The organism is Candidatus Limousia pullorum (assembly GCF_057405065.1).
Map to the genome: position 1 here is coordinate 1,567,701 of NZ_CM171614.1, position 18,049 is coordinate 1,585,749.

Annotated in this window: 20 protein-coding genes and 1 pseudogene; 20 read left to right on the forward strand and 1 reads right to left on the reverse strand. The window is 54.6% G+C overall.

Features of this window, described 5'->3' with window-relative positions; all coding sequences use genetic code 11:
• The first annotated feature begins 1 nt into the window (after position 1).
• Positions 2 to 865, forward strand: a complete 864-nt coding sequence (locus tag CGICJO_RS07040; RefSeq protein ID WP_486498346.1) for a hypothetical protein — start codon at positions 2 to 4, stop codon at positions 863 to 865.
• A complete protein-coding gene (locus CGICJO_RS07045; RefSeq protein WP_486498347.1) occupies positions 866 to 1,252 on the forward strand; it encodes a hypothetical protein in 387 nt (128 codons plus the stop codon).
• 166 nt (positions 1,253 to 1,418) lie between these two features.
• On the opposite strand, the gene CGICJO_RS07050 is transcribed toward CGICJO_RS07045, so the two are convergent.
• Positions 1,419 to 2,600, reverse strand: a complete 1,182-nt coding sequence (locus CGICJO_RS07050; protein WP_087376648.1) for an IS110 family RNA-guided transposase — start codon at positions 2,598 to 2,600, stop codon at positions 1,419 to 1,421.
• Between the two features lie 300 nt (positions 2,601 to 2,900).
• Between CGICJO_RS07050 and CGICJO_RS07055 the strand changes: the two genes are divergently transcribed.
• The 18 genes and pseudogenes from CGICJO_RS07055 to CGICJO_RS07140 all read left to right on the forward strand — a co-directional run bounded on the left by CGICJO_RS07055 (position 2,901) and on the right by CGICJO_RS07140 (position 18,042).
• On the forward strand, positions 2,901 to 3,317 hold the full coding sequence (locus tag CGICJO_RS07055) for a hypothetical protein (RefSeq protein WP_486498348.1): 417 nt from the start codon (positions 2,901 to 2,903) through the stop codon (positions 3,315 to 3,317).
• A gap of 12 nt (positions 3,318 to 3,329) precedes the next feature.
• Positions 3,330 to 3,968, forward strand: a complete 639-nt coding sequence (locus tag CGICJO_RS07060; RefSeq protein WP_486498349.1) for a DUF4314 domain-containing protein — start codon at positions 3,330 to 3,332, stop codon at positions 3,966 to 3,968.
• A 99-nt stretch (positions 3,969 to 4,067) separates the two neighbouring features.
• Positions 4,068 to 4,394, forward strand: a pseudogene (locus CGICJO_RS07065) (DNA cytosine methyltransferase); the annotation flags it as partial.
• Entirely contained in the window at positions 4,369 to 5,979 is a 1,611-nt protein-coding gene (locus CGICJO_RS07070) for a DNA cytosine methyltransferase (RefSeq protein WP_486498350.1), read from the forward strand. The pseudogene CGICJO_RS07065 and the gene CGICJO_RS07070, both read left to right, overlap by 26 nt.
• Positions 5,980 to 6,042: 63 nt before the next feature.
• The gene (locus CGICJO_RS07075) at positions 6,043 to 6,756 is read left to right on the forward strand and encodes an Imm51 family immunity protein (protein ID WP_486498351.1); all 714 of its coding nucleotides are present in this window, start codon (positions 6,043 to 6,045) and stop codon (positions 6,754 to 6,756) included.
• A gap of 21 nt (positions 6,757 to 6,777) precedes the next feature.
• Entirely contained in the window at positions 6,778 to 8,346 is a 1,569-nt protein-coding gene (locus CGICJO_RS07080; RefSeq protein ID WP_486498352.1) for an LPD28 domain-containing protein, read from the forward strand.
• Complete coding sequence (locus CGICJO_RS07085; RefSeq protein WP_486498353.1) at positions 8,343 to 8,732, forward strand: hypothetical protein; 390 nt, start codon at positions 8,343 to 8,345, stop codon at positions 8,730 to 8,732. Before CGICJO_RS07080 ends, CGICJO_RS07085 begins: the two co-directional genes overlap by 4 nt.
• Entirely contained in the window at positions 8,729 to 9,496 is a 768-nt protein-coding gene (locus CGICJO_RS07090) for a hypothetical protein (protein ID WP_486498354.1), read from the forward strand. Before CGICJO_RS07085 ends, CGICJO_RS07090 begins: the two co-directional genes overlap by 4 nt.
• A complete protein-coding gene (locus tag CGICJO_RS07095; protein WP_486498355.1) occupies positions 9,480 to 9,860 on the forward strand; it encodes a hypothetical protein in 381 nt (126 codons plus the stop codon). Before CGICJO_RS07090 ends, CGICJO_RS07095 begins: the two co-directional genes overlap by 17 nt.
• A 209-nt stretch (positions 9,861 to 10,069) precedes the next feature.
• A complete protein-coding gene (locus CGICJO_RS07100; protein ID WP_486498356.1) occupies positions 10,070 to 11,059 on the forward strand; it encodes a DNA adenine methylase in 990 nt (329 codons plus the stop codon).
• 179 nt (positions 11,060 to 11,238) lie between these two features.
• Positions 11,239 to 11,379, forward strand: coding sequence for a hypothetical protein (locus tag CGICJO_RS07105; protein ID WP_486498357.1), 141 nt, complete (start codon positions 11,239 to 11,241; stop codon positions 11,377 to 11,379).
• Positions 11,380 to 11,388: 9 nt separating this feature from the next.
• Entirely contained in the window at positions 11,389 to 11,685 is a 297-nt protein-coding gene (locus CGICJO_RS07110; RefSeq protein ID WP_417043089.1) for an AbrB/MazE/SpoVT family DNA-binding domain-containing protein, read from the forward strand.
• The gene (locus CGICJO_RS07115; protein ID WP_486498358.1) at positions 11,678 to 12,406 is read left to right on the forward strand and encodes a DUF3849 domain-containing protein; all 729 of its coding nucleotides are present in this window, start codon (positions 11,678 to 11,680) and stop codon (positions 12,404 to 12,406) included. Before CGICJO_RS07110 ends, CGICJO_RS07115 begins: the two co-directional genes overlap by 8 nt.
• A 19-nt stretch (positions 12,407 to 12,425) precedes the next feature.
• A complete protein-coding gene (locus CGICJO_RS07120) occupies positions 12,426 to 12,827 on the forward strand; it encodes a SpoVG family protein (protein WP_486498359.1) in 402 nt (133 codons plus the stop codon).
• 79 nt (positions 12,828 to 12,906) lie between these two features.
• On the forward strand, positions 12,907 to 13,608 hold the full coding sequence (locus CGICJO_RS07125; RefSeq protein ID WP_486498360.1) for a prolipoprotein diacylglyceryl transferase: 702 nt from the start codon (positions 12,907 to 12,909) through the stop codon (positions 13,606 to 13,608).
• A 119-nt stretch (positions 13,609 to 13,727) separates the two neighbouring features.
• Complete coding sequence (locus CGICJO_RS07130) at positions 13,728 to 17,375, forward strand: SpaA isopeptide-forming pilin-related protein (protein WP_486498361.1); 3,648 nt, start codon at positions 13,728 to 13,730, stop codon at positions 17,373 to 17,375.
• Positions 17,372 to 17,713, forward strand: coding sequence for a DUF7768 domain-containing protein (locus tag CGICJO_RS07135; protein WP_486498362.1), 342 nt, complete (start codon positions 17,372 to 17,374; stop codon positions 17,711 to 17,713). The genes CGICJO_RS07130 and CGICJO_RS07135 overlap by 4 nt, the downstream gene beginning before the upstream one ends.
• Positions 17,710 to 18,042, forward strand: a complete 333-nt coding sequence (locus CGICJO_RS07140) for a DUF3852 domain-containing protein (RefSeq protein ID WP_486498363.1) — start codon at positions 17,710 to 17,712, stop codon at positions 18,040 to 18,042. The genes CGICJO_RS07135 and CGICJO_RS07140 overlap by 4 nt, the downstream gene beginning before the upstream one ends.
• Positions 18,043 to 18,049 lie beyond the last annotated feature (7 nt).

Below are 18,049 nucleotides of genomic sequence, written 5' to 3' on the forward strand. Positions count from 1 at the left end.
TATGGCAAAGGTCAGAGCCGTGATCGAGGCTGACAGCGGTACGCTGCTGGTGGATTTCCCACAGGGAATCTATGCCCTGTATGAGAAGCTCCGCTCAGTGGGTATCCGGCACAGCCCTTCCAATATTCCCATCGCAGACGAGGAAGACGGGGCGATCCGGGTGAAGCTGTATGCGGAGGACGATGTGGGCAAACGGTTGACCCTGCTGTTTTCTGAGGACAATACCCTGGCGGAGGTGAATACCACCGCCTTTGTAATGGAAAATACAGATCCTGAAATCAGGCCCCAGCTGGAAGAAAATCTTCTGCACGGCCAGTACGCCAGCTTCCAGGAGCTGATCGATGATGTGCGGGAGATGACATATGCCCTGGGATCGGTGCGGCGCTCTTATTTCTGCCCTCTGCGCGGCAGTGTAGACGATGGCGAGTATGAGGATTTATGCGATGCGGACAACCGGTTCCTGCGTGACTATGCCTGGGCGATCCAGGAGAAGCTGGAAGAAGACCAGGCAGCCCCGGAGGCCGCCATGGCGCAATTTTTTCATGATGACGCCGGCGTCAAGGCAAAGTTGGTTTCCGCTGTTTGGAATGTGGAGGGATACAGGGGGCAGCTGTACGGAAAGATCGAGTGCCGGTTTAAGGAGCATCTGACCGAAGCGGAGGAGGAGATCTTCCGAAAATGGATTTCCGGCCAGTGCAGCGATGGATATGGCGAGCACTTTGAACAGCAGCCCATCGATACCGAGGACAGCGACCTGTACGTCTCCTTCTGGTACAGCGGCGATGATTATTTCCTCTGTTCAGAGGAAGAGCTGGATGCATGCGTTGAAAATGCCCGGCAGGGGCCGCAGATCGGAGGAATTTAGATGGAGAAATATATAGACGCCATGATTCGTCAGAATCTGATGCAGCGACAGGCAGAAAGAAAAAAAGTGGACGAGATCGATATCCGGCAGTTCCCGGAACTGACTGTGAATTGGGTATCCGGCCATAAACTGCGGACGGAAACCGTATCCAACGATCCTGCGGCGCTGGCGGAGTGCGTGATGCGCCATCGGGAGGATGGCGAGCTGTCGATCCGGTCACAGGACGGTGTGGAGGTTATGGTCGCGAACAGCGGCTATGTGCTGATGGCGCGGGACATGAAATACTGGAAGGATGTAAATGAGCAGCTGCACCAGGTAATGTTTGCGGAGAACAGGGAAACAGCTCAGAACATAGAGGATGGCGGCATGGAGATGGGCAGGATGTGAAAGATGCGCTTCCCTCTTCCCCTGACATGAGAAATACCTCGGAAAGACCAACTATAAAAAGTCAATAGGAAAAATAAAAAAATAACGAATAAGGGATGAAAAAATATGCAAGACAAAAAGACCTGAACAAAAAGTCCAAGTCGATGGATAAGTGGGTATAAAAAGATTATTTAAATTGAGGGACGTAAGCGGTATTGTATTTTAAAACAGCAAAAATGGTGTTACAAAGCTTTCTGGCAACAGCACCAACAGCAGTAAGATGATGCTTGCCCTCGGATCGCTTTTTTTGATAAAAAGCCGAGAAAACCGGATCATGAAAGGCTGCAATCAAGGCAGCCTGAAACAGAGCTTTGCGCAAATAGGGAGAGCCACGCTTACTCATTTTGTTATTGGTGGATTGGTATTCACCGGATTGGCTGACAGAAGCGTCTATACCTGCATAAGCAGCAAGCTTGGAAGCGTTTGAAAAGCGAGAGATATCACCGATCTCTCCTAAAATAACAGCGGCGTTAATATTGCCTACACCCGGTACAGTCATAATAGGAGAATTAATTTTATCAAGGATAACTTTGATTTCTGCTTCCACATCACATACCTGAGCGTCAATAAATTTAATCTGCTCAATTAAAAGCCGAAGCTGTAAAGAGAAGCTATCCTGACAGAACTTCAGTCCGAAAGAACTTGCTGCGAGCTCTGAAATCTGAGTGATTTTGTTTTTGGCAAAACCCTTAAAAGAGACCTTTTTGAGCACGTTTTCAAGCTGTTCAGAAGAGATGTTTTCAAAATCATCCGCAGTCTGAAAGTGCGAAAGAAGTTCTTTAGAGGTTTCGCCGAAAACATCTGAAAAAGCAGTGTGATATTCTGGGAACACCTGGTCAAGAACACAGATTACCTTGCGCTTCAAGTCTGAAATGGACGAAACAAGATAAGTGCGAAAGCGTGACAGATTACGCAGTGACATTGTGTCTTCATCTGACAGTGAGGTTTCAACAAAATCACCGTAGCGTATCAAATCAGCAATGAGAACAGAATCGATGAAATCTGTTTTACGCTTTCTGATTTCAGTCCCTTTTCGCCAGCCGTCAGTTTGAATAGGATTAACGACATGAACAACAAATCCGTTTTCAACAAGAAATGAGTAAATCGAAAGCCAATAATGACCGGTAGCCTCCATTCCTATTTCAACTTCTGATTGATTATTGATATGTACTGATAATTTTTCAATCAGGCTGTTTGCGCCTTCGGTTGTGTTTGAAAACGAGAATGCTTTGAATAATGGTTTTGCCGTTTCATCAATAAGAGAAGCAACATGAGTATTTTTGCCGATATCAATTCCGAGATAAAGCATAACATTCACCTAAATAAACAGATTTTAGATAGTTCCTCTTATCTGATAAACGTTACTGCCTTGTTCTATATTCGAAGTACGGCAATCAGCCGTCAACATCCAACTTATTCGTAATCTGTTTATCAGAAAGAGGTGTCAGTCTTTCCAGTACGGAGTAGCTTTTGGCTCCCCAAGGAGAATACGACATCCTCTATCTAATAACTACAATTATACAACATTATGTTGAATAATTATACAGTTGATTTTGGGAGATAGGCTCCCTTATCAACCTAAATTTATTATACAAGGAGATCGGACAAAATGAATTTTTTCCAACAGCAATTGAAATGGATCCTGGGAAATCAGCCCGAGTTCCAGGATGCTAAATATGTCGGCAGAGCCTGTTTTGTGCCGCTGGTGGATGGAACCCGGATCAAGGCCGAGCTCATCACCCGCGGCACGCACGAAAAATACGAAGCGCTGAAGCTGACGGCCATGAACAAGGCGGAAGGTCAGATCGACGCCACAATCCTGGAATTTAAGGACTACTTTGCAGCGCAGAAAGGCTCGACGGCGGGGGCTTTCACCCCGCATATCTGGATTTACCGGGAGAAGCCGGAATGGTACGGTGCGCCGGGATATACGGAAAAGGAAGAGCTGGGAAAGGCAGCCGGTGAGTATGTCCGGTTGTTCACGCCAGAGCAGACAGCATCGGCCGACATGGCGCCCAATCTGTAGGAGAGAAAGGTCATGAACGAGTGGGAACGCAATCGGCGGCTGGCCGAGCCGACCAGAAAAGCCTATCCGCCGGGTACGCGCATTTTGTTGAACCATATGGACGATCCCCGTGATCCAGTACGCGCTGGAATGAGAGGTACAGTTCGGTTCGTCGATGACCAGTCGCAAATCCACATTCAGTGGGACAATGGCCGTGGCCTTGCGCTGATCCCCGGTGTGGATTCCTTCCGGAAGCTGACACAGGAGGAGCTCGTGCAGGAGTGCGTGCCTCTGCAGAAAGGGATTTTCTGCATCGTTGAAGAGGATGGGTGCTTTGAGGGATATACCACGGGTAAGACCTGGAACGGATGGGTGCAGCCGCTTTTTGAAAAAGACACGGCGGAAAAGGTGTGCGCAAAGTACCTGGGCGGCCAGCAGGCAAAGATCGTATATGATAGGGAACGGAACAGCTTTGTGGTAGATGACCATGAGCTGGGCATGGCCTATGAATATGAGGGGAAGCCCTATCAAATCGACGGCGAGATCAAAATCCTGTACCCTATCGGCTCCGGCGAATGGTGCTGGGACTATGCCGAAGGGCAGGATATGGCCCGTGACGCAGAGGAGAACCCAGCGATGGAGGAGGAAAACGGGCCGGAATTGGGAATGTAAAACAGAAGCGCTGAGATGGACGCCGCTATGGAACGCATAGCGGTATTTTTTATTGGGAGGTGATGTTTCAATGTGAAGAAAACAGAAGAGGCGTTGACCATGGGAAGCCTGTTCGACGGGATCGGAGGCTTCCCTCTGGCGGCAGTGCGCAACGGGATCATTCCGGTGTGGGCCAGTGAAATCGAAGCGTTCCCCATAGAGGTGACAAAGCTGCGGTTCCCTGAAATGGTCCATGTGGGAGATATTACACAGCTGGACGGGGCAAAGCTGCCTCCGGTGCATATCATCTGCGGCGGCTCACCCTGCCAGGACCTGTCCGTGGCCGGGGCCAGGGCCGGCCTTGCCGGAGAGCGTTCCGGCCTGTTTATGGAACAGATCCGCATCACAAAGGAGATGAGAGATGCAGAAATCAAGCGAGGGCGGACAGCTTACCTTATTCGACCTCGATACTTCGTTTGGGAAAATGTGCCCGGCGCCTTCTCCAGTGGAGAACCCAAGGGCGAAGACTTCCGGTGCGTCCTGGAAGAAATCGTCCAAATTAAAGTATGCGGCGTATCAGTCCCTCGACCTGACGCCGGGCGCTGGGAATCTGCTGGGCGAATTCTTCTGGGAGACGCTTTCTCCCTGGCGTGGCGATGCCTCGATGCTCAATACTGGGGTGTCGCCCAGAGAAGAAAAAGAATCTTCCTTGTCGCAGATTTTGGAGGCAGCACCGCAGAAGAAATATTATTTAAGTAAAACCGCCTGCCTCGGCATCCTGCGCCGCGCCAGGGAAAGGGGAAAGCAGCTGCCGGAAAAGCTGAGACAGGCACTGGAGATACAAGCGGACCTGTGGCCTTCCGATGAACAGCCCACGCCGCTGGAGCCGTGCCGTATAAACCAGAGGGATGAGCCTATGCAGTCATTCGTCGCCCGAGCGGACGGAGCGGTCCCGGAAGGTTTTGACGGGTATAACGGAGACCTAACAGGCTCTGTGACTTCCACACTGGGTACAAACTGCGGAATGTCTACCGGCCGCAATGGGATCATTTCCCCCAGCGCTTTTGCCGTCAACCAGCGGGATGAGGCGCGGGACCTGCATGACCTGGCCGGTGCGTTGGGCGCCCGTCCGGGAATGAAGCAGCAGACCTTTATTGCGGAGGGAGGCAAAAGGCAGGAACCTGACGGTTTGCCCCATGCGGCGGCGTTTTCTGCAGGTCAGGGGGCAAAGGCCGGAGGGATTGGATACCAGGAGGAATGCGCCCCTACGCTCAAGGCATCGGAGAGCGGTACCAACATGGTGCCGAGCGTCCTGTGCCTGAACGACCAGGGTGGAAAAACCATGGCATGTACAGTGGACAAAACCGGTACTCTTCGGGCACAGGAGCATGGGCATCAACCGCTGGTGTATGAAAATCACGGCATCGACAGCCGATATACCGGACCTCACAAGGTATCGCCAACCATGTCGGCGCGATATGGAACCGGAGGGAATAACATCCCATTGGTGGAACAGGAAAGCACGTATTGCATTACGGGCAACAGCATTGACCGCCAGCCGCAGAACGGCGGCAACGGGCTTGGGTGTCAGGAGAATATCGCATATACGCTGACGGCCACGGATCGCCATGCGGTGTACAGCCGTCAGAGAGTGGATCTCTTTGAGGAAAATCAAGTGACCTCCACCGAGAGCGCCCGGCAGTACAAGGACGCCACAGATCTGGTGATGGATGTGGCCGGCCTGGACTGCCGCAACGGAAAAGAGAATGGGGATCTGTGCGGGACGCTCCAGCAGGGGACGACAGGAAGCTCCCTCAACTCCATCCATCCTTTACGAAATGGGCAGCTCATCCGCCGGCTGACGCCTCTGGAATGCGAGCGGCTCCAGGGCTTCCCGGACGGCTGGACGGACATTGAAGGCGCGGCGGATTCCGCCCGGTACCGGGCGCTGGGCAACAGCGTTGCGATCCCCTGCGTGGAGTATGTCCTGCAGGGGATCGCCCAGGCGCTTCGTGCGGCGGCGTCAAAATGAAAGGAACCGAACGATTGAAATGGAAAATGAGCAATCCAACATCAGGAAAAGGCGGTAAGCAGGATGGATATAAAAAACAGGATCGAAGCCTTCAACCGGGATAATGCACCCTTCTACCTCGTGGACCATGACAGCGGCGAATTCAGTTTGTGCCTGGCACTGTCCTTTGTCCCGCAAGAATACAGGGATTTCGGGCAGGAGGCGTTCAACCGGTATGCAGAGAGGAACGGCGAGCCGGTCATGGAAAACGGGCTGTATACCCATGGCAGCGGCTATGAGTGGGAAGACGTGTTCAAAAAAGCCTTTGAAACGGATGAAAATATCGGCAAGATCGGTTTTGACTGCGAGGCGAGCGGCTTCTTCTGCTATGCGGAGGATTTATCCCTGCTGGAGGAGTTTGGACGTAGGTTTCGGGCGCTCTGCATGGATACAAAGAACTTTGAATCGCTGGTCTGCAGCGCCTTACAGGAAGCAGCTGTTCGACGAGCTGAGGCGGAAGAACTGAGTGGAACGATCCGGGGATTTCTTATGGAGTGTCCCGGATGCACAGCAGATATCCAAACTCCGGACGGACAGCTTCAGCTGACAGCGGAGATGGGCGGCCAGCTGCTGGACGGAAGCCTGGCTTCGGTTAGGATCGGAGCGTGCGAAGTCGGCGCCGAAGAACTGCTCAGCCAACAGATCACCCATATTCAGCAGGACTTGTTTGAACCAAACCATTTCCGAATGAGAACGAAAGAACCCGAGACGGACATCACTCCGGCGATGGAGCTGTAAGGAAAGAAGGGACAGGAGAATATGGCAAAACAATTGACAGTGGAACTCGTCCGCGAATATCCAGGCAGGGACGGGTATTTTTATGCGGACCTGGCGCTGCCGCAGGCAGCGCATGAGATCCGCGACGCATTACAGAAGACGAGGGCTGCGGATCGGGCGGACGCCTATCAGGATATTACGGTGGTGAGCTGCCCCCTGCTTCCGGAGTTTGTCAGCGTCCGGCTGGATAGCCCCACATTGGATGAATTAAACTTTTTTGCCAAGCGGCTGGACCGGCTGACGGAGCATGAGAAGCTGGTCTTTCGGGCGGTAGGGCGGCAGATGATCCCCCAGGATCCGGAAGGCGAACTGGTGAGCATGCGGGATCTGATCAACAGCACCTATGACCTGGAGGACGTCATAGTCGTGGCCGGTATCCGGACAGACGAGCAGCTGGGAGCGTTCGTGATCGAAAACGACCTGCATGACGATGTGGCCAGTATCCCGGAAAACGCCCTGTATCTGCTGGATAAACGGCGGCTCGGTCAACTGCAGCGGGGAGTGGATAACGGCATATTTATAGATGACAGCTATGTGGTAGCCGGCTCCTATGAACGGCCGGAGATCTACGATGGCGTGACGCTGCCGGATGAAGAAGCGGAGGAGGAGTACGTGTTCCGGCTGCAGGTCGCAGAGGCGCCTGTAAACAGCCCGGATGAAACGGCGGGCTCGACCCAGTGGCTGACCCTGCCCGCAGACAGGACGGAAGCGGACCGGCTGGCCCGGGCGCACAATGAAGACTGTATCGAGGACTGCGTATACTATGGCTTTGAATCTGCGATTCCCCAGATCACCTCGGAGATGTTTGGGGATATGCTGGAATTCGATACCCTGAACAAGCTGGCGGCACACATTGCGGAGATGTCGGATATGGTGCAGGTGACCTTTAAGGCGGCGCTGACGGCGGAGAAACCGCAGGGCATCCGGGAGGCACTGGACATCGCAGAGCACCTGCAGGAGTACGAGCTGTCCTATTATACGAATGCGCCGGCGGCATTTTTTAAGAACTATCTGCAACACTATCTGGATACCCGTTTTGATGGGAGGTGGCTGGACATGTTGCCAGCGCAGAAGGAAGGGGAACAGCTCCTTGGGCGCCTCGGCGCAACGGATACGGAATACGGCGTCATCTCGGCCCGCGGGCACTCTCTGTACGAGCCGGTCTTGCGGGAGGAACCGGAAGCAAAGAAGCTGAAGACCCAGGCGCTCACTGATGAGAAGCTGGATGTGATCGAGGTGCTGGGCCGCAGGGCGCTGTTCTGTAATGGCAGGCTCCTGCCGGAGGAGATCCCGGAGGGGCTGTATGCCTATGACCTGCGCTACAGCGATGAAAAAGGGCAGTTCATTTCCATTGAGCCAAAGGTCGGAGAAAACCACGGTGGAACCATACTGCTGCGGGAGCTGCTGGATTTTCGGGAACAGGGACATCTGTCCTTTACCGACGATACCTCGCCGAACTTTCTCGGGTACGGCCTGACGCCGCGAGAGTTTATGGAGACCGGACAGGCGGAAGAAGCTGAAGAACAGACGATGGAGGGCATGCAGCTATGAGTATTGAGAGAATGGATATACACACGCTTCGGGAGATGAGGGGAACCAGAAAGGAAGGGCTTGTTTTGCAGGGCTGCGGCGGAGACCTGCAGGAGTGGCAGGACGGCGTCAACGGTATGTTGGCAGACGACGGCATCCTCTTAGAGGGGACGCGCTTTGAGCGGATTTATGTGTTCCAGCACGAGAGCCGGCAGAACCTGCTGTTCCTTTTTGACGATGCTGTCAAGCTGGATGTCGGGAAACTGGCCATCTGGCGGCTCCGGAATCTTAATCTGGAAGGCATGTGGCTTTCGGATTATGTGGATAACCGCCTTGGCGGGGAGATAGATATCACAGCCCCTTTTGAGGATAACCAGATGGAGGAAGGGATGGACATGCAGCTATGAGACGAATTTTCTATTGCCCCATCCAGTTTCGCCGGTATCATGGCATCGCACCGGAGGATCTGAAACATGAGGATCTGGAGGATTGGGAGTACGATGAAATGGAGGATACGGAGGCGTTTGGAGAAATTGCGCAGGCGGAGGTACAGCGCCTTGCCCGTGAGATTCAGGGGATCAGGGATCTGCCGAAGGGGCTTGGGTTCTCCACCGAGGTGTTTGACAGCCGGATCTGGCTGAAAGCAGAGGTACAGGCGCCCGCCGGTGTGACTGAGGATGCGCTGCGGGAGACGCTGGCCCTGGCGATTGCAGATGGTGCCCTGAACTGCGGCGCCTATGCGGACGGGGAAGACTCGGTGCTGGCGGCGTTTTCGCCCTATGAGGCATTTAACCAAACCAGCTGCGCTGGTCCATATTACGAAGAAAACTGCATCCTGACCGAGTATGAGGCGATGAACAGGCTCCTAGGCCCTCTGGATATCCACATCTCGCCGGATTTCCAATGCGATCAGACGGGTGGGTTCCCCACTTCCCTGTGTGTTTCCTGGGACAAAGGGAAAGCATGGTTGGCATTAAATGAGAGCATCATCATGGACCGGGATGAAATGGAACTAGAATATTACCGTGACCTCTGCGCGGACTTAGGGGTGCGAAGCTGTTATGACGAGGAGGGGTTCAACCAGATTTTGAAATCCCTCGGAGAGGACGCTTACCAGACAGCCTACCTGCCAGCGGCTGAGGAAGGAGAACAATATGAGCATAGTTTCTAAATACGAATTCGAGAGGAAATACCCCATACTCGACGAGGCATGCCGGCAATGGTACGCATTTATCCAGGAAGATCCGAGCCGCGCAGACGGAGAAGGCTTTGGCCAATTTTACGAAGAACTAAGCAGCCTGAAATATGAAGAATACAGGCAGCATCCAGAAGCGTTTGACATGCAAAGGACGGATTATCCCATTTTCCTTTGCCTCAGCGAACCGGATGCGGCGTTTTTGTCCGGCGATCTGTTCGATCATGTGCACAGCCTAAGACATTCGGACGGGGAACACCCCGCAGAACGCCTCTATCATCAGCTCCGTTCCCGTATGGAGCAGGTGGAGAATAAAGAAGAAGGGATGGTGATGGAATGAACGGAAAAGCAAAGCTGCTCGCCGGCCTGCTGATAAGCGGCGGTATCGCGGCGCTGTGCTGTTTGCGGATTAAGCGCCGCAAACCCTGCGGAGGCAACCCCTAACGCAGCAGACAAGTAAACCATGACCGGATATCAATCGCACTGCATAACGATTGGTATCCGGCTTTTTTTGTTTGCAGGGCGGTTGATTCCCGTCTCGAAGGAGGTGTGAATATCAAGACCCCTGTAAGCTGGATGGGCAACAAAACGCCCATCCTGAATATTCTGTACGCCCTGTTCCCACGGCAGTACAACCGGTACATCGAGCCCTTCGGCGGATCCGGCGCCGTACTGCTGGGAAAGGAGCAGCCGGACAAGTTTGAGGTGTACAACGACTACAACCGCAACCTGGTCAACCTGTTCCGCTGTATGCGGGACCGGCCGATGGAGTTCATCCGCACCCTGGGATTCCTGAATCTCAATGCGCGAGACGATTTTTTGGTGTTACGGCGGTTCTTCGATAAGGAAGAATTCACCGATGAGTTTTTACAGCAGGAACTGGAGCTGACCGAAATCATGCTTCCACCGCCCGAGGCCAGGGAGATCCGGGAGCTGTACCGGGCCAGCCGGGAGGACTATGACCTGCGAAGGGCGGTCATGTTCCTAAAGCTCATCCGCTACAGCTATTCCAGCGGCGGCAAATCCTTTGCCTGCCAGCCCTTTAACATTGCCAGCCTCTTTACGCTCATCACCCAGCTCGGCGTCCGAATGGCAGAAACAGTCATAGAAAACCAGGATTTTGAGGTGCTGATCAAGCACTATGACCGGCCGGACTCCTTCTTTTATCTCGACCCGCCGTATTATACCAGCGAGTATGTGTACGACTGCGGCTTTACCTGGGAGGACCATCTGCGGCTGCATCGGGCGCTCTCCGAGGCGCAGGGCCAGTGGCTCATCTCATATAATGACTGCCCGGAAATCCGGGAGCTGTACGGCGATTTCAACCAGTTCGGTTTTTCACGCATCCACAGCATGGTGCAGAAATACGAGGCCGGCAAGGAGTTCCCGGAGCTTTTGGTAGGCAACTATGACCTGTACGGACGGGAGAGGGACAAGCCCAGGCAGATGACGCTGTTCGAGGCGGGCGGCGGTATGCAACCGGGCGAAATCGATAAAATATTAAAGGAGTGCATCATATCATGCAAGATCAAAAGATGATGGATTCGTCCGGAGGTGTGGAAGAAGCTTTGAAATGGCTGGAACCATTTGCTTCCGGCGAATATGTGGCCCTGGGCATCCCCAGGGAAGCGCTGTTGGCCATTGGAGCGAAACAGGATAAAGACGGCAATGTGGCCGAGGACACGGTCTATGGGATTGCAGTAGAGGACGGCTGTCTCATGATCCGAGTCCTCCAGGAAGCCGAAGACTTTGTTTGCAATGGCAACTGCGACACCTGCCCTCTGAACGAGGTGGACTGCGACGGCGACTGCGAGGACTGCCCCTGCTGCGAAAGGTGCGAAGAAAGCGAGGTGGAGTAGTTGGCCACGATGTATCGGATCCTGGGGAAGCGCGGGCGGATCACCATCCCCATTGAGATGCGGATGCGGGTTGGCTTTGCGCAAAATGACCTGCTGTCCTTTTCAGAAACGGAGGATGGAAAAGCTGTCCTGGTGCGGCGGGAGAAGATCTGCGATAACTGTAACAGCCCGCTGACTGCCGCAAATGACAAGGAGATGACCCTGCTGGAGTTCCTGGACGGGCTCTCTGACGCCGAGCAGCATGCTGCCCTTGTCCATCTCTCCGTACTCTGGGCAGAAAAGCAAAGGAGCGTGAAAGATGACTGAACATGTTCCCTTTTACCGCTGGTCCATCAAAGACGCTGTCCACCAAAATGAACTGGAATCTTGGAAGGTCAGCTATGACGAGAACTGCGCCTGTGCCAGAGCTATGGAAGAAGCGCTGGATGAGGCGGAAGAGAGCGGCGGCCTAAAACCGGATTCTGCCGCGCCCCTTCTGGAGCGATTTGGTTTTGACCGCACCATGTGGGTGCTGGCGGCCACCATCCAGGAGGACCGGATCTCTCCGGAATATACCAGGAGCAATGCCTATTGGGCATTGGGGATCCGCCCTCCAGATGAAAGCCTGCGTCGGGATTACTGCGTCCGGCATAATCCGGGACTGGTCGATGAGCTGACGGATCAGGTACGGGCGGCATGGGATGCTTTGGGCCTGTTCGACCGCTCCCGCTGCGAATCCGAGACGGACGGCCAACTGGACTATGCCGGCAAGGTGTTGGCGCTCAAGGGCAGCGTCCTCAAGGATCGGTATAAAACGCCGGACGATCAGCTGTTCCTGGCGGAGAGCGGCTTTGGCTGTGCGCCGAATGCCCGAGGGCGGAAGGTGTACGGGAGGTTTTTGAAGGACGGCGAGGAGACCCATTTCAACCGTCAGGACTTTCTCGGTATCCTGAAAGAGGAACATTTGCCCCAGTGGGCGGCCGAACGACTTGGAGAATGGAACATGCCGGAGGAGACAGAGACTGACGGCATAGTCATGGAACCATAAAAAAGGGAGGTAAATCACAATGGCAACCAAGAAAAATACTACAGCTAAGGCTGCTCCCAAATCTCAGGAGCAGCATACCCCGCGCATATCCGTGCGGATCGACAAGATGCTGGATTCCGCGGCGAGTTCGACCCGGGCCTTTGCCAGCGCCAACATCGCTGGGGCCTATGCCATCCACGGTATCCGGGTTGTTGATTCGCAAAAGGGGCTGTTTGTCTCCATGCCCCAGAACAGCTACACGACGGAAAATGGAGAGACCAGGTACAGCGATGTGTTCCACCCCATCACCGCACAGGCCCGAACCGAGCTGTATGACAAGGTGTTAGAAGCCTATGAACAGAAGCTGGAAGAGGGCCAGGAGCAGGATGAAGGCGAGGAGGTCTCCGAGGAGGCAGACCAGGGGATGGAGCAGAGCATGTAGCTTTTTGTAGAAATTTCTGATTGGGGGTAGACTTTTTTAATATTGCTGGTATTGTTGTGTTGAAAGGACGGTGAAATCCATGAAAAAGAGAATCCTATCCGTACTCCTCTGCGGCATACTCCTGGCAAATCTGGCCGGATGCGCCGGCAAGTCCCAGAGCGCTTCGGATGTTTCGGATGAATCCGCCTTCCAGGCGGAGCAGATAGGAAAGACAGAAGCAGCGGCGCAGACGGCCAGCAGCCAGGAGGAACAGACGGCGCCTGAATCGGTTGAGGAGACAGCATCCACACAGCCACCGGCAGAAGAAGAAAAGGAAACCCCGCAAGAGCAGACAGAAGGGAAGAAACCGGCATCGGCCAATCCAAACCAAGCGCCCAGCCGGCAGGAACGCGAGCCGGAGCCGGCAAAGCCTTCCGAGCCGGAAAGGCCGGCGGAAACCGTCCCGGCGCAGACGGCAGCGCCCGAGAACAAGCCGGAGCCGGCTCCCTCAGAACCGGTTGCCCAGGAGCCGGAACCGGCTCAAACCGAGCCGGCGTTTGACATCGGCTACTGGGTCTCCTATGCTAAGAGCTATGCCCAGGGCGTGGGGCTTGCGCTGGACAGCGGCGCAGTATACTGCTGGGATAACCCCATCACGGCAGGAAGCCACTGCATCTATCTGGAGAGGGACATCATGAACCGGCTGAACCGGTACAGCAATGACGGCAGCATCACACAGGTATGGGTGTGGGCGGAGGATCGCGGCGATGGGAGCTACGATCTGTATATCGGCTACGCCTGATCCTGAATAACCAAACAGCAGACAGGAAACGCATCGGAATCCGGTGCGTTTTTTGTTTGCCCAAAACCCTTGGAGAGGGGTTCTAAACTACTACTTTATGAATAAGGAGCATCAAGCGCATGAAAGCATTGACATGTAAAAGAGGCATTTCCCTCATGATGGCGCTGGTATTGTGCCTGGCCGGCATCCTCGGCATCGGCACGACCACAGCCTACGCCGCGGGCGAGCAGGCGGAGGTCTATCAGATCGCCTTCCCGCGGGACGGGGACGCAAACTACCACAGCGAATGGGGACACCCGGCCCTCCAATTTATGAATGGGTGGAGTACCGGCGATACGGATCAGACCACGGTCCGGGCTATGCATTCGTATACCGGCGAAATCTGCTATTGCATAGAAGTCGGCGTTGGCCAGTACACCGGCGATGTGTACACCAATAAAGGAGAGGATTTTTGGGACAACTACCCTTCCAGCTACAACAGCACCATTGCCCCGGACGATATCAAGCTGCTGATCGGAAGGATCCTGCAGTATGGGTACACCGGAAATATCTCCACATCATGGAGAAGCCAAAATGAAGGAGCCGATTCATTGGCCCACGCAGTGGCTACCCAGCTGCTGATCTGGGAGACGGTTGTCGGTGAGCGCGATGCGGAATTTCGCCATGTCAGCACCGGCGGATACAACGCCATTGTAGAACAGGTCAGCACCGGGCACCCGCTGTACAGCCGGATCATGAGCTACTATAGCAGTATCGAGGCCAGTGTGCAGAACCATTCCGCACTGCCCAGCTTTATGGGACGGACGCCTGGAAGCGCCCAGACGGTAGAGCTGACCTGGGACGGCGGCGCTTACACGGCGAGCCTGACCGACAGCAACGGCGTACTGAGCGAGTATTCCTTCGCTGCTGAAAGCGGCATTGAATTTGCGGTCAGCGGCAACACCCTGACCATCACCGCTGCAGAGGCGCCCAGTGATTCCCTGGTGATCACGGCCGAAAAGGATGCGCCCCGTCGCGGCGTCATCACCTGGACGGACGGCAAGATCGGCCCTAACGGCGGTACGCAGGACATGGTCACCTACGCCCAGACGGTGAGCGACCCGGTGAAAGGTTTCCTGAACCTCAAGGTCAGCTATGGCTCTGCCAGGATTGTAAAGGTTTCGGAAGACGGCGTCGTGGAAGGGATCCCGTTCCATGTCTCTGGAAACGGCGTGGATACCACGGTTACCACAGGGGCAGGCGGTGAAATCCAGATCGACAACCTGGCTCCCGGGGAGTACACCGTGACCGAGGAGAGTATTGACCGCTATGTGCCCCAGGAAAGCAAGACCGTTACGGTTTTGAGCGGACAGACGGCCACGGTGGAGTTTTCCAATGTTCTCAAGAAGTTCACGGTTACCCTGACCAAGTCCGATTCGGAGAAGGGCGAAGCGCAGGGCGACGCTACCCTGGAAAAAGCTGTGTACGGCATCTACAAAGGCGATGAGCTGGTGGACACCTATGAGACCGATGCGAGCGGTTCTTTTACCACAGCGGAATATATCTGCGGCCCGGACTGGACCGTTCAGGAAATCACACCCAGCGAGGGATATCTGCTAGATGAAGCCGTTCACCCGGTCGGCGCAGAACCCGGCAATTTTACCATTGAACACAACGCCGTTGCGATGGGCGTAACCGAAGAAGTCATTAAGGGCAATGTGGCCCTTATCAAGCATACAGATGACGGCGAGACTCAGATTGAGACCCCGGAGGCGGGTGCGGAATTTCAGATCTATCTGGCTTCTGCCGGCAGCTTCGATGAAGCCGACCCTGACGAGAGGGACGTCCTTGTCTGCGATGAGGACGGATTCGCCCAGAGCAAGGATTTGCCCTACGGCGAGTATGTGGTGGAGCAGACGAAAGGCTGGGACGGCAGAGAGCTGATGCCTGCCTTTACCGTCTGCATCACCGAGCACGGCAAGACCTATAAGTACCTCATCAACAATGCGGAGTTCAAGGCATACCTGAAAGCGGTCAAGGTGGATGCGGAGACGGAGAAATCCATTCCCTATGCGGGGGCGGTCTTCCAGATCTACGATCCCAGCGGGAATCTTGTAGAGATGACCACCACCTATCCGGATGTGGTGAAACACACAGAGTTCTCGACCAACGAAGAGGGGTACCTCATCACGCCGGAAATGCTGCCTTATGGCGTCGGGTACTCCCTGGTGGAAATCCAGGCGCCCTATGGGTATGTCTTAAACTCCGAGCCGGTGTACTTTGACGTTACGGCCGAGGACGCCGTCAGCGAGGAGGGCATCACCATCGTGATTGCGGAGAAGCCCAATATGCCTCAAAAGGGCAAGATCATCCTGAACAAGCAGGGCGAAGTCTTTGCCTCTGTTACGGAACAGGATGGCCGCTATACCCCGGTGTATGCGGAGAGCGGACTGGAAGGCGCAGAGTTTACTGTACAGGCTGCAGAGGATATTTACACGCCGGATGGCACCCTGCGCTATGCCAAGGGAGAGATGGTAGAGACCCTTGTCACCAGCGCCGACGGTACGGCAGAGAGCAAGGAGCTGTATCTGGGAAAATATGAGATCGTAGAGACCAAAGCGCCCTATGGCATGGTCAAGAGCGATGAGATCCTGACGGCAGAGCTGGTCTATGCGGGCCAGGAAATCGCCGTTACCTCTACCTCCGTCAGCCTGTACAACGAGCGGCAGAAGGTGGAAGTCAAGCTGTACAAGGATCTGGAGAAGGACGAGCTGTTCCAGATCGGCATGGGGGATGAGATCCTCAACATATATTTCGCCCTCTATGCCAAAGAGGAACTGACGGCTGCAGATGGAAGTATGATCCCGGCAGACGGCCTGATTGAGATCGCCGGCGTTCAGGCCGACGGTACACTGACCTTTACGGCAGACCTGCCCATCGGCAGCTACTATGTGAAGGAATACGCTGTGGACGAGCAGTACCTCATCAGCGAGGAGATCTATCCGGTCACATTCAGTTATGATGACGAAACTGTAGCCGTGGTAAAGATCGAAATCAACAACGGCGAAGCCATTCTCAATAAGATTATCCGCGGCAGCATCACCGGTGTAAAGGTGAATGAGGCGTCCGAACCGCTTCCCGGAACCGTGTTCGGTTTGTTTCGGGCGGATTGCATCGAGTTTACAGAGGAAAATGCGATCCTCACGGCTGCATCTGCGGAGGATGGCTCCTTTGCCTTTGAAAATGTGCCTTACGGCGTATGGCTGGTGCGGGAGATCGCTGCCGTGGAGGGCTACGTGCTCAGCGATGAGCTGTTTGAGGTGCAGGTCAGCGAGGAGGGCGCTGTGATCGAACTGGGTGAAATCGAGAATAAGCCCATCACCGGCGAGCTGGAGCTGACCAAGAAGGACATCTCGGACGGCAAGCTGCTGCCGAACGCCGGCTTCCGGATCAAGGATGCGGACGGAAACGTTGTAACGGAGGGCTACACGGACGAGAATGGTATCGCCCGGTTCACCCTCCGATACGGGAAATACACCTACGAGGAATTCACTGCGCCGGATGGATACCTCCTTGATACCACACCCCACGAGTTTGAGATCACCGAGGACGGTCAGGTCGTGAAGGCCGAGATGACCAACGAGAAAGTCCCTGCACCGGAGGTGCCGCAGACCGGCGATACCTCCAACCTGGGCTTTTGGATTGGCCTGGCAGGCGTGGCCCTGGGCGCCCTGGTGGCGGTGGGTATTATGTACTTCAAAAAGAAGAAGGGTGATGACGGCGAATGATGAAAAAGGTGTATATCTGCGCTCCCCTGGGCGGTGACGTTCAGGCGAACCTGGAACGGGTAAAGAAATACACCGAATATGCGCTCAAATGCGGCACCGCGCCAGTGGTGCCGCATTTCTATGCGCTGTGCCTGGATGACAGCATCCCCAGGGAACGTGAAATGGGTATGGCGGCCGGATTAAGCCTTTTGTGGTTTTGCGATGAAATGTGGGTCTTCGGCGATGAGATTACTAGGGGCATGGCGGCCGAGATTCAGTTTTGCAAAAACCTGCATGTAAAGACCCGGAAGATCCGTGACTCTGAGATCCGAAAAACATTAGGAGGAAACTGCTTATGAAAAAGAAATCCCTTCGTATTTTGGCATGCGCCATGATGATGGCGCTGCTTGTTTGTGTTTCTGCTGTGCCCGCTTTTGCGGCCGGCGATGTGGCGGGCGCCATTGAGCAGACCTGGACCACGGCCAAGACGCAGATCCAGACCGTAGTGAACAACGTGGTATTCCCCGTGGTGGACATGGTCCTGGCCATCCTGTTTTTTGTCAAAGTGGGCACTGCGTATTTTGATTACCGCAAGCACGGCCAGTTCGAATTCGCCGCACCCTGCATCCTGTTCGCGTGCTTAATCTTCACCCTGACGGCGCCGCTGTACATCTGGACTATCCTGTGATGACGGG

What these genes read in the sequence shown, in the direction of transcription:
- CGICJO_RS07105 (WP_486498357.1), top strand. Translation starts at nt 11,239, where the DNA reads ATGATCCGAGTCCTCCAGGAAGCCGAAGACTTTGTTTGCAATGGCAAC.
- CGICJO_RS07130 (WP_486498361.1), top strand. Translation starts at nt 13,728, where the DNA reads ATGAAAGCATTGACATGTAAAAGAGGCATTTCCCTCATGATGGCGCTG.
- CGICJO_RS07045 (WP_486498347.1), top strand. Translation starts at nt 866, where the DNA reads ATGGAGAAATATATAGACGCCATGATTCGTCAGAATCTGATGCAGCGA.
- CGICJO_RS07135 (WP_486498362.1), top strand. Translation starts at nt 17,372, where the DNA reads ATGATGAAAAAGGTGTATATCTGCGCTCCCCTGGGCGGTGACGTTCAG.
- CGICJO_RS07085 (WP_486498353.1), top strand. Translation starts at nt 8,343, where the DNA reads ATGAGTATTGAGAGAATGGATATACACACGCTTCGGGAGATGAGGGGA.
- CGICJO_RS07115 (WP_486498358.1), top strand. Translation starts at nt 11,678, where the DNA reads ATGACTGAACATGTTCCCTTTTACCGCTGGTCCATCAAAGACGCTGTC.
- CGICJO_RS07060 (WP_486498349.1), top strand. Translation starts at nt 3,330, where the DNA reads ATGAACGAGTGGGAACGCAATCGGCGGCTGGCCGAGCCGACCAGAAAA.
- CGICJO_RS07050 (WP_087376648.1), bottom strand. Translation starts at nt 2,600, where the DNA reads ATGCTTTATCTCGGAATTGATATCGGCAAAAATACTCATGTTGCTTCT.
- CGICJO_RS07070 (WP_486498350.1), top strand. Translation starts at nt 4,369, where the DNA reads ATGCAGAAATCAAGCGAGGGCGGACAGCTTACCTTATTCGACCTCGAT.
- CGICJO_RS07055 (WP_486498348.1), top strand. Translation starts at nt 2,901, where the DNA reads ATGAATTTTTTCCAACAGCAATTGAAATGGATCCTGGGAAATCAGCCC.
- CGICJO_RS07080 (WP_486498352.1), top strand. Translation starts at nt 6,778, where the DNA reads ATGGCAAAACAATTGACAGTGGAACTCGTCCGCGAATATCCAGGCAGG.
- CGICJO_RS07040 (WP_486498346.1), top strand. Translation starts at nt 2, where the DNA reads ATGGCAAAGGTCAGAGCCGTGATCGAGGCTGACAGCGGTACGCTGCTG.
- CGICJO_RS07120 (WP_486498359.1), top strand. Translation starts at nt 12,426, where the DNA reads ATGGCAACCAAGAAAAATACTACAGCTAAGGCTGCTCCCAAATCTCAG.
- CGICJO_RS07125 (WP_486498360.1), top strand. Translation starts at nt 12,907, where the DNA reads ATGAAAAAGAGAATCCTATCCGTACTCCTCTGCGGCATACTCCTGGCA.
- CGICJO_RS07110 (WP_417043089.1), top strand. Translation starts at nt 11,389, where the DNA reads ATGTATCGGATCCTGGGGAAGCGCGGGCGGATCACCATCCCCATTGAG.
- CGICJO_RS07075 (WP_486498351.1), top strand. Translation starts at nt 6,043, where the DNA reads ATGGATATAAAAAACAGGATCGAAGCCTTCAACCGGGATAATGCACCC.
- CGICJO_RS07090 (WP_486498354.1), top strand. Translation starts at nt 8,729, where the DNA reads ATGAGACGAATTTTCTATTGCCCCATCCAGTTTCGCCGGTATCATGGC.
- CGICJO_RS07140 (WP_486498363.1), top strand. Translation starts at nt 17,710, where the DNA reads ATGAAAAAGAAATCCCTTCGTATTTTGGCATGCGCCATGATGATGGCG.
- CGICJO_RS07095 (WP_486498355.1), top strand. Translation starts at nt 9,480, where the DNA reads ATGAGCATAGTTTCTAAATACGAATTCGAGAGGAAATACCCCATACTC.